We start from the raw sequence: 6,932 nt of genomic DNA on the forward strand, positions 1-6,932 counted from the left end.
CTCGCCACGATTGGCGCGAGCTACCTCGGCTTCACCCAGTGGGCGCTGGCGAATGACCCGCCGCCGGAGCTCAAGGCGATGGTCGTCCAGGTCAGCGCGGACGACTTTTACGGGTTCATCTACCCCGGCGGTGCCTTCGCGATGGAGGCCACGCTCACCGGGGTGGCCGCCATGCTCTCCCAGGACAAAGGGTTCCGCGCGTTCATGGGCGCGGTCCTGCGGCTGATGCTCACCTACCGGAAGGTAGAGCGGACTGTGCCGCTCGTGCCCGGGTACCAGCTGGCGTTCGGGAAGCGGGTCGGATACCTCGAGAACTGGCTGGCGCACCCGGCCGCCGGCGACCCGTACTGGGCGCCGCGGCGTGCCGATCCGGACATCGAGTCCGCTCCACCGGTCCACCTGCTCGGCGGCTGGTACGACGTCGTCATCGACCAGACGCTGGACAGCTACCGGCGGCTTCGTGAGGCCGGCCGTACGGTGCGACTAGTCGTCGGGCCGTGGAACCACACGTCCGGGTTCAACAAGGCCATGCCGATCATTGCCGGGGAGGCGCTCGCGTGGCTACAGGCATACCTGACCGGGAGCGGGGAAGCTCCCGGACCGACTACGGTGCGCGTCCACGTCGGCGAGATCGGCGGCAAAGGACAGTGGCGTGACCTGGCCGACTGGCCGCCGCCAGACGCCGTCGTGCAGCCGTGGCACCTGAACGCCGACGGAACCCTCACGGACGCACCTGGCGAGGGGGCGTCATCTTTCCGCTACGACCCCGCTGATCCGACGCCCTCGGTAGGCGGCCCGCGCATGGACAGGAACGGATTCGGCCCGAAGGACAACGGCAAGCTGGAGGCACGTGACGACGTCCTCGCCTTTTCCGGGCCAGTCCTCGGTGAACCGCAAGAGGTCATCGGCCAGGTCAGCCTCCGGCTGCGGATTCGCGGCAGCAGCCCGAACTTCGACGTCTTCGCCCGGCTGTGCGACGTGGACGCCAAGGGCACGTCATGGAACATCTGCGACGGGCTGCTACGGCTGGACGGCACGCGGCCAACTGTCGCGGACGGCTGGACCGAGATCGAGGTTCCGATGAGCGCGACCGCCCACCGCTTCGCAGCCGGGCACCGCCTCCGCGTCCAGGTCTCCGGCGGAGCCCACCCCCGCTGGGCCCGCAACACGGGCACCGCCGAGCAGATCGCGACGGCCACCGCCCTCCTGCCGGTGGACATCGAAATTAACCATTGCGAGTCTCTGCTCTCGCTACCAGTGCTGCTGCCGTAGCGTTCACCCGGGCCGCGAGATAGGAATGCCTGGCCTACGGCAGCACGGTACGTCTTGATCGCGCCTTCCGATCCGGTCCCGTAACGAGGCGAGCCAACGGCAAGCCGATCCGGTCATTCTGAGCGCGCCCGCCCGGCCTCGCCCGGTGGCCGCACCCCGTCGTTCGCGCGAGGTCAGCCGGTGGCCGCGCCGTAGCGGCGTCCCCGTCGCGCGCACTCGGCGACGGCGGCCCACAGGTCGCGGCGGTCGATGTCTGGCCAGAGGCTGGTGGTGAAGAACAGTTCGGCGTACGTGGAGTGCCAGGGGAGGAAGTTGGACGTGCGCTGCTCGGCGCCGGTACGCCATAGCAGGTCTACGTCGGGCAGGTCGGGCAGCGGGAGGTGCCGCGCGAACTCGCCCTCTGTGATCTGTTCGGGGTCGAGCTCGCCCGCCAGGACGCTGCGTGCGACTGCGGCGGCCCCATGCAGGATCTCGGCGCGGCCGCCATAGTTCACGCAGAGGGTGAGTGTCAGGGTGCGCTGGTCTCGGCTGGCGGTTTCGTTACGTTGCAGGGTCCGCACAAGCTCCGTCGGCAGCCGGTCAGGGTGGCCTAGCCAGCGGAGCCGAACGCCGTGGTCGAGGTAGGGGGTCGAGCGCAGTTCCTCGTCGAGCAGTGCGAACAGCCGGGTGACCTCGCCGACGTCCCGCTTCCAGTTCTCGGTCGAGAAGGCGTACAGGGTGAGGTGGGACAGCCCGATCTCCAGGGCGCCGTGGACAACGTCGTGCACGGCCTCGATGCCGGCGCGGTGTCCCTCGGGACGAGGCAGGCCACGCTGTTGGGCCCAGCGGCCGTTGCCATCCATAATGATCGCGACGTGCCGCGGCATCCGATCGGCGGCAATCTGGGGAGCCCGCACGCCGTCCGCGCGCAGCCGTGGGGGCAGCACCTGACCAGGCGGCGGGCCGGCGGGGGGAAGCGGGGCTGGCAGGAGCCGGGCCGCAGGTGGCCCGCTGAGCTCCGTCAGCTTCCAGGCCAGGGCGGTCCTGACCCGGGCGGGCGCGAGGATCCGCCACCGGGTGATCCGCCCGGGCTCAGGTGAGGCCTGTAGCAGGCCCGGCCCGGCTGCGGCGATCGCGTCGAGCCGGGCCAGGAACACGCGACGCGTGGTCGCGAGCAGGATGGCCGGCCCCGGGTGCCATCCGACACCGAGGCTGGGCTGGTCCACCCAGTGCCGGGCCATGCTGACCAAGTGGGCCAGCACGCCTTGCACGGGCATCGTCCACCGTCGCTGGGGCAGGTCCTCGGCAGCGCCGGGAAAGCGGTCGAGGACTTCGGCCGGGATCGTGAGTGGCCGCTGGGCGAGATCCTCGGCCAGGTCGGCCAGATCGTCGATCAACTGGACGCCGTCGAGGAACCGTGAGATCGCCTCGCCGTGCTGCAGCGCGAACGACATGTCCACGCCGGCCCGGTCAAGCAGGACCAGGATCTGCCTGGCCCACGCGCTGTCCATCCCTCGCGACCTCGCCCGCCAGTCGTCCCAGGTCACGAGGGGGGCGGGATGCACGTCGCCGGCAAGAACCTGGAACGAGGCCCGTAGGTCAGCCACGTCGAGTCCCCACCGCACGATGGTGTCGACCAGGGCCCGGCGGACCATGTCGGTGCTGGTCTCGGTCGCCAGCTCGGCGTCAAGGGCATTCACCCACGCCTGCAGCTCGACGGCGCGCTCCGTCGGTTGCCTCGTGCGGGAATCGGCGATGTCATCCACCGCCGCCAGTGCCGCCCACAGCGCCCAGCAGCCAGGCCACAGCAGCCGTGGCATCAGAGCCGTCAATGCATAGATCGCCGGATCACGTTCACGTACGATGCGCCGACACCAGCGGTACGCGCCCTCCGGTCCCGGTCGGGCCGCGCCGTCGCCTCGACCATCGTTCCCGCGGGGGAGCGGCGCCGTCCTGGGCGACAACCGACGTCCAGCGATCATCATGCCTAGTATCCTGGCAGTAAGACGAAACTTGTGAAGTTTGCCGCGCCAGTTGAACCAATAGCGCTATCGTCCCAGCCCGGGAATATCGGTAGCTACGTGTCGTTTTCCGGCTTTTGAGAAGCTTTGTCGAGCGTACTGCGGATGCTGGCGCCGCGGCCCTGCAGAACCGGATTTACTGCCTGGTCATGGCTTGCGGACACCTGGGGACCGGGATGCTGCCGATTGACCCAGCACAGTGAGCCCGACGGACAACCGGCCAAACCGTGACCCCTATCCGGCAGGAAGCTGTGGCCCTAGCCAGCCTGTGCCCGGTCAGCTCCTCCAGCCGGATCCGCCCCGCCGGCCACCGCCAGCGGGCACAGCGCAACGCACCGCCAGCCGCCAACGGGCACGCCGGACCAGCGCCGCCATCCCGCCCCGGGGAGCAGGCAAGGCCGATGCAGCCAGCTAGCGCGGAGCCGCGGGAGAGGGCCGCGCCGTCGGCTCAGTCTGCGCGGCCAGCTGGGCCAGAACAGAACAGATAACGTGGTTGCACGAGCAGTGGAGGGACAACATGGTTAAGCTGCCGCGCCCGCAGGCGCCTGAGAGGTTCCGCGCCGTGTTCCCGGACCTGGCCGACTGGCTGGAGGCTCCGTGGACAGGACCGCCGCCGTTCCTGACGGGCCAGGTGTTCCGTCTTGAGGAGACTATCCGGGACGACCACTATGTGGTCCGGGCCGAACTGCCCGGCCTGGACCCGGAGAACGACATCGAGGTCACCGTCGACGGCCGGATCCTCACCATTCGCGCCGAGCGCCGCCAGCAGGACGACGAGCCGTGTCATTCGGAGTTCCGCTACGGATCGTTCGCCCGTCAGGTCAGGCTCCCCGCCAAGGTCGACGCTGCGGACGTCACCGCCAAGTACGGCAAGGGAGTCCTCGAGATCAGCGTCCCGGCCCGCGAGGTCAACCCAGAAGGCACCCGGATCCCCATCGTTAACGCCGACGCGACGCCTGAGCAGCCGCCTGACCAGGCCGGATAAAGGACCAGCACGGGCAGGACGCGGCTGCGTGATCAGGCCCCGGACAGGAACGCGGCCATGCCCGCGCGTGATCGGTGATCGATGCTCCTCCGCACGGTAAGCCGCAGGGCGGCTTACCGTCCCCCGGGCAGATCCTGCAGCTGGAAGTAGCCGGCGCCTGAGCCTGGGTCCGGCAGGGCCGTCTCCAGAGGGCTTGGGGGGTCTACGCTGTCGTTATGGCTGGTCCGGAGGAGGAGACAGCAGCCCTCCCGTCTGTCGCCGCGACCGTGAGCTGGCCAGGATGGCCGGCTTGCTCGATGAGTCGCGCCCGGACCGCGGGCGACTGCTGATGCGCGCGGGTGAGGCCGGGATGGGCAAGATGCTGCTGGCCGAAGGGGCTCTTGGAGAATGGCTGGCCGCCAGCTCCGGCCTGATACGGCTGGTGGAGAGGAAGCGATGCTGGCGGCGCAGCCGGGCCCGGTGAGCGGGGTCGTTTTGACCTTTACCGTGCTGGTCACCAGCATCGCGCTTGTGGCCGGGCTGGCGTGGGCATCGGCCCGGCTGCTCGGGTTGCCGGTTGGCACGGTGCGGGCAGTGATCGCCGGGTTGCTTGGCTTCGCCGCCGCCGTTGGTATCACCCAGATGCTGCAACCGGTCCAGACTGCCGGGCGCGTGGCCGCGTTCATCATTGCGGCGCTGGGTGTTCCGCTGATCGTCGCGATGCTCTTCATCGTCGTGGCGGAGGCGCTGGTGCCCACCGGGACGGGCCCGCAGCCGGTGCAGGTGATCCGCGGCGCGCGGCGCGCGTTCGCGCGCTCACGGCGTTATTCGCAGATCAGCCGGATCGCGGTGCGGCACGGACTAGGCCCTTACCTACGCGGGCGCCGGCAGCTCAGCGCGGATGCATCCGGTGGCCGGGCGGCGCTTGCCTTGTCTCTGCGGCGTGCCCTTGAAGATGGCGGGGTTACCTTCACCAAGCTGGGCCAGCTGCTGTCCACTCGCCGTGACCTGCTCCCTGAGGAGTTCATCTCCGAGCTTGCCCGGCTCCAAGACCGGGCCGAGCCGGCGCGGTGGGAGCAGGTAGAGGGAGTGATAACCGAGTCGCTCGGGGTTCCGACGGGGCAGGTTTTCGCGGACCTGGGTCCTGAGCCCGCCGCGGCCGCATCGATCGCCCAGGTCTATCAGGCCCAGCTACGCCACGATGCAGCCTCGGCCATCGAGGTCGCCGTGAAGGTGCAGCGCCCTGGGATCCGCGCCACCGTCGAGCAGGACCTGGACATCGTGCTGCGCCTGGCGGCCAAGCTCGAGAGTCGCACCCGCTGGGCGCGGACGTACGGCTTGGTGACCCTGGCTCAGGCATTCGCCGCCGCCATGCGGGAAGAGCTCGACTTCCGGGTTGAGGCACGCAACATGGCAGTTATGGCTGCCAGCTGGCCGGGCCAGCAGCGTGCCGTCGGGGGCAGCGTCTCGGTGGCTCTGCCCGCAGTGCACGAGCAGCTGAGCAGCGAGCGCGTGCTCGTCATCGACTGGCTGGACGGTGTCAGCCTGCGAAAAGCAGGACAGCTGATCGATGACCGCGGGCTTGACCGGGCCGACCTGGCCCGTGGGCTGCTCCGCAGCATGGTGTACCAGCTGACCGAGAGCGGCGTGTTTCACGCCGACCCGCATCCGGGCAACATCATGCTGCTCACCGACGGCCGTCTTGCCCTGCTCGACTTCGGCTCGGTCGGCCGCCTTGACGCCCAGCTGCGATCGGGACTGCAGAACCTGCTGCTCGCCCTTGGACGCGGCGACTCCGAGGCGCTCCGCGATGCCCTGCTGGACCTGGTCACCTACCCCGACGAGCTCGACGAACAGCAGCTGCAGCGGGCACTCGGCCAGTTTATGGCGGTCCACCTGGTTGGCGGCGCCGCACCGTCTGCTGAGATGTTTACCGACCTGTTCCGCCTGGGTTCGCGTTTCGAGCTGGCCATCCCGGCCGAGATCGGCACCGTCCTGCGCGCCCTGGCCACTCTGGAAGGCACCCTCACCCAGCTGGATCCCGAGTTTGACATAGCGGCAGAAGCGCGCCAGTACGCCGCCGCCCACGTGACCGAGCAGCTGTCGCCGGCCACCGTGCAGAAGACGGCCGCCGACGAGCTTCTAGCGCTGCTTCCCATGCTGCGCCGGCTACCACGCCGGGTCGACCGCATCACCGGCGCTCTGGAACAAGGCAGGCTCAGCGTGAACGTGCGGCTGTTCGCCGATGAACGCGACCGGCGGGTGATCACCGGCCTGACCCACCTATTCCTCCTGACGCTTCTCGGCGCGGCGACCGGCATCGGCGCCATCTTGCTGGTCGGCGCGCCCGGGGGCCCGAAGATCGCTCCCACCGTCAGCCTTTTCCAGCTGACCGGCTACATCCTGTTCATCGCCGCTGGCGTCCTGGTGCTGCGGGTGCTTTTCGCCGTCTTCAGCAACCGGTAAACACCGGTGCAGAGCCGCACGATATTGATCGTGATGAACAAGATAAAGGGGCGCGGACCCCGGTCCGGTGCGCAGCCATGGCTGTCCCTCCAAGCGCCTAAGAACGCCATGCCTCCCGCGTGAATTCTGCGTGCCCGCGAACCGGTACGGACAGCGGTCGCTGGCCTGCCTCCCACTATGCCGTCTCTCAGCATGTACGTAAGGACATGTCCGAGAGGGACTTGCACCCC

General features: G+C 69.2%; 4 protein-coding genes. 3 read left to right on the forward strand and 1 reads right to left on the reverse strand.

Features of this window, described 5'->3' with window-relative positions:
* The coding region (locus WA805_RS10230) for a CocE/NonD family hydrolase (protein ID WP_425242223.1) at positions 1-1,272 on the forward strand (1,272 nt) is incomplete at its 5' end.
* A gap of 173 nt (positions 1,273-1,445) precedes the next feature.
* Here WA805_RS10230 and uppS read toward each other — a convergent pair.
* Entirely contained in the window at positions 1,446-3,236 is a 1,791-nt protein-coding gene (uppS, locus tag WA805_RS10235) for a polyprenyl diphosphate synthase (protein ID WP_425242224.1), read from the reverse strand.
* A gap of 553 nt (positions 3,237-3,789) precedes the next feature.
* Here uppS and WA805_RS10240 point away from each other — a divergent pair.
* Positions 3,790-4,257 carry an Hsp20/alpha crystallin family protein gene (locus WA805_RS10240; protein ID WP_422287905.1) on the forward strand — a complete coding sequence of 156 codons (468 nt, stop codon included), beginning with the start codon at positions 3,790-3,792 and terminating at the stop codon, positions 4,255-4,257.
* Between the two features lie 435 nt (positions 4,258-4,692).
* The gene (locus WA805_RS10245) at positions 4,693-6,702 is read left to right on the forward strand and encodes an ABC1 kinase family protein (protein ID WP_425240597.1); all 2,010 of its coding nucleotides are present in this window, start codon (positions 4,693-4,695) and stop codon (positions 6,700-6,702) included.
* The last annotated feature ends 230 nt before the right edge of the window (positions 6,703-6,932 follow it).

This window comes from Trebonia sp. (genome assembly GCF_049794275.1).
Lineage (GTDB): Bacteria > Actinomycetota > Actinomycetes > Streptosporangiales > Streptosporangiaceae > Trebonia.